Origin of the sequence: Microcystis sp. T1-4 (genome assembly GCF_000297435.1) — a bacterium.
GTDB lineage: Bacteria > Cyanobacteriota > Cyanobacteriia > Cyanobacteriales > Microcystaceae > Microcystis.
The window spans coordinates 1-3,647 of record NZ_CAIP01000016.1 but is presented as its reverse complement, the minus strand read 5'-3'; the positions used below and the strand labels follow the sequence as shown (position 1 = coordinate 3,647).

Sequence of the window (3,647 nt, the reverse complement as noted above, 5' to 3'; positions counted from 1 at the left end):
AATTTAATTATTACTAATGTCACCGCTCCCACTACGGCTACTGCTGGTCAGAGTCTTACCCTATCTTGGACGGGGAAAAATGACAGTTCTGTTACTACAGGAAGTTCCTACTGGTATGACCAGGTAGTTTTTTCCAAGAATAATATCTATGGGGATAGTGATGATGTTACAGTCATTAGTTATGAATATATCTCCAGTAGCTACGGCTTACCCTTAGAACCCAATGAAGCCTACACAGTAAGTCGTAACGTTACCTTACCCGGCCAGGCGATAGGAAGTGGGTACTTACTATTTAAGACAGATGCTTACAACTACCAAACAGAATCCAACGAAAACGATAACGTCTATACTCAGGCGATTGATATTGCTGCACCAAATTTGACTATTACCAGTGCGACTGCGCCTAGCACTGGTATTTTAGGGGGAGCTATATCAGTTTCGTGGACGGTACTAAATAATGGAACTGTTTCCGCGAATGCTGATTGGTATGATTCAGTTTATCTGTCTAATGATCAGACTTGGGATAGTGGAGATACATGGATTACTGCTTTCTGGGAAGCTGCAAGAAGTCCCCTCGCCGCTAACACAAGTTATACAGATACCCAAAATATTTCTATTCCTAATTATGCAGGGACCGGTGATAAATATTTGATCTTTGTTACGGATCAATACTCTTACTACTACTACAACCAACAAGGAGAAACGAACGAAACCGATAATACTTATGCTGTTCCTATCACTTTAGGTGCGCCAGACTTAATCATATCTGGAGCAACTGCACCCAGTAGCGGGGTTGTGAATGGAGCGATCAATGTATCATGGACGGTGAAAAATCAGGGTACGACAGATGCACCGGCAGATTGGTATGATCTTATCTATCTCTCTCCTGATAATATCCCTGGTAATGGTAATGATATTTACATTATTGACCAACCAATAAGCACTCAAACCCCCTTGATAGCGGACGGTTCATACACGATCAATCGCAGTATTAACTTACCCAATGTTACCCCAGGAAATTATTACATCTTTTTCCGCGCTGATGCCTATAATTATCAAGGAGAAACCAACGAAAACAACAACTACAGTCAAGCTATTCCCATTACTATTGGTTCGCCGGATTTAATTGTTAGTAATGCTACGGCACCAGAGTCAGGAGCATTAGGAGGAACAGTCAGCCTTTCTTGGACAGTACAGAACCAGGGAACAGTAGAAGCTCCCGCCGATTGGACTGATTATATTTACTGGTCAAGTAATGATACTTATGACGGTTCTGATACCTTCATTACCAGTATTTCAGCCGCCGCACAAACTCCCGTTGCCGTCGGAGGAAGCTATAGCAAAACCGAAAATATTACCTTACCTAATCAAATAAACTTCGTTGGCAATGGTTACTTAATTGTCCGAGCAGATGGCAATAATGCACAGGGAGAAACGGACGAAAATAATAATGATCGTGCCATTCCTATCCGCATAGATGCACCAGATTTAATTGTCTCAAATGCCACTGCACCAGCATCGGTAACTGTAGGTGCAACGATTAGCGTTACTTGGGATGTGAAGAATCAAGGAACTGTTGCGGCTAATGCTGATTGGTACGACAGGGTTGTGATTTCTACTGACCAAATCTTCGGTAATAGCGATGATACTTATCTGACAGAAGTTTGGCAAGGTTCATTTACTCCCCTAGCAGCCGGAGCAACCTATAGCCGCACCCTCAATGTTACCTTACCCAGTACCGCTACTGGCGATCGCTATTTGCTCTTCAAGGCTGATAACTATAACTATCAAGGTGAGACAGACGAAAATAACAACGTCTATTCCCTACCGATTAACATTTCCGCTTCCGACCTTCGAGTTACCTCAACCAATGCTCCGACAAGTGCCATTTTAGGGGAAACAGTTGAATTAACTTGGACTGTCACTAATAACGGTACGGGAGCAGCAAGTCAGGATTGGTATGATCGAGTTTATCTCTCCAGTAATCAAACTTTAGATAGCAATGACGTTCAAGTTACTTATGAATTGATAGCGACACAAACGCCTTTAGCTACTGGTGCAAGTTATACTATCAGCAAGAATGTCACCTTACCTAGTTTTACCGCAGGTAATCAATATTTACTTTTTGTTGCGGATCGAGACAATTATCAAGGGGAAATAAATGAAAATAATAACCTGACTGCGGTTCCTATCACTTTAACCGCTCCCGATTTAATTGTTTCTAATGCTTCCGCACCTGCAACCGGAACAGTCGGTAAGAGTATTGAAGTTTCTTGGACAGTACAAAACCAAGGGACAAGCGCCGCTCCCACTGATTGGTATGATCGCATTTACCTCTCCAACGATGCTATTTTTGATGCTAATGCTGACACTTACATCACCCAAGAATTAATCTCCACTCAAACACCATTAGCCGCCGGTGCAAGTTACAGCATTACTCGCAATATCAACCTCCCCAACTTTGCCACAGGAAACCGTTATTTAATCTTTGTCGCTGATGGTTCGGGAGGTCAAGGGGAAACTAACGAGACTAACAATACTCGTGCTGTCGCCATTAATCTCAATGCTCCCGACTTAGTAGTAAGTGATATTACCGCACCAGTTGAATCCTTGTCTGGACAACCAATTGAGATCAATTGGACTGTCAAAAACCAAGGAGCAGCAACCGCAGAAGGAACTTGGTATGATTATGTGTCTTTAGTTAATACGGCGACCAATTCCACCCAGTATGTCGGAATTTTTGAATATTCAGGTAGCTTGGCCGCCGGAGCCTCCTTAAATCGGACTCAATCCTACAGCGTTCCCCTCAGTTTAACTGGTAACTATCGAGTGGTTGTAACGACCGATTTTTACGGACAACTTGCTGAAGGAACGCAGAACGAATCGAACAATACTACTACAGATGATCGTCCGATTTCCCTACAACTTGCTCCGGTTCCCAATCTACAAGTTACCGGGGTAACTGCACCATCGACGGCTTTTTCCAGTCAAGAAACCGTCGTACAATGGACAGTGAAAAATGTCGGTACTGGTGCCACTAATGCGCCTGTTTGGTATGATCGAGTTTATTTGTCCCTCGATACTACCTATGACGATGCTGATACCTATTTAGGAGACGCAGTTAATCCTAGTTATCTCAACCCGAATGATAGTTATAGCAACAGCTTAACCGTAACCCTACCTCGCGGTATTGATGGCAATTACTATTTCCTTGTACAAACTGATGTTTATAACTACGTTACCGAAGTTGGTAATGAAGGAGATAATTGGGGATCTGGTGGGCCGACGGATGTTAATTTAACTCCACCCCCCGATTTACAAGTAACGGCGGTTAATGCTCCTAATGGAGCCTTCTCAGGACAACCAATGAACCTGAGTTGGACTGTCACTAATGCTGGTACAGGACGTACTTTAGAAACAGCTTGGTATGATCGCGTGTTGATGTCGGAGGATGCAACTTTAGATGCAGGCGATCGCTTTTTGGGAGATTTCTATCATAGTGGTGCGTTAAATGCCGGTGAAAATTATACCGGTTCAGCGACAGTTAATTTACCCATTGGTGTGGCGGGAAGTTTCTTCTTCTTTGTCCAAAGCGACATCTATAACAACGTTTATGAGCACGTTTTTGAGAATAACAATAGTGGCTA

1 protein-coding gene is annotated in these 3,647 nt (G+C 43.0%); it reads left to right on the top strand.

Going from position 1 to position 3,647, the window contains the following annotated elements:
* The coding region (locus MICAI_RS00705) for a CARDB domain-containing protein (RefSeq protein WP_039899262.1) at positions 1–3,647 on the top strand (3,647 nt) is incomplete at both ends.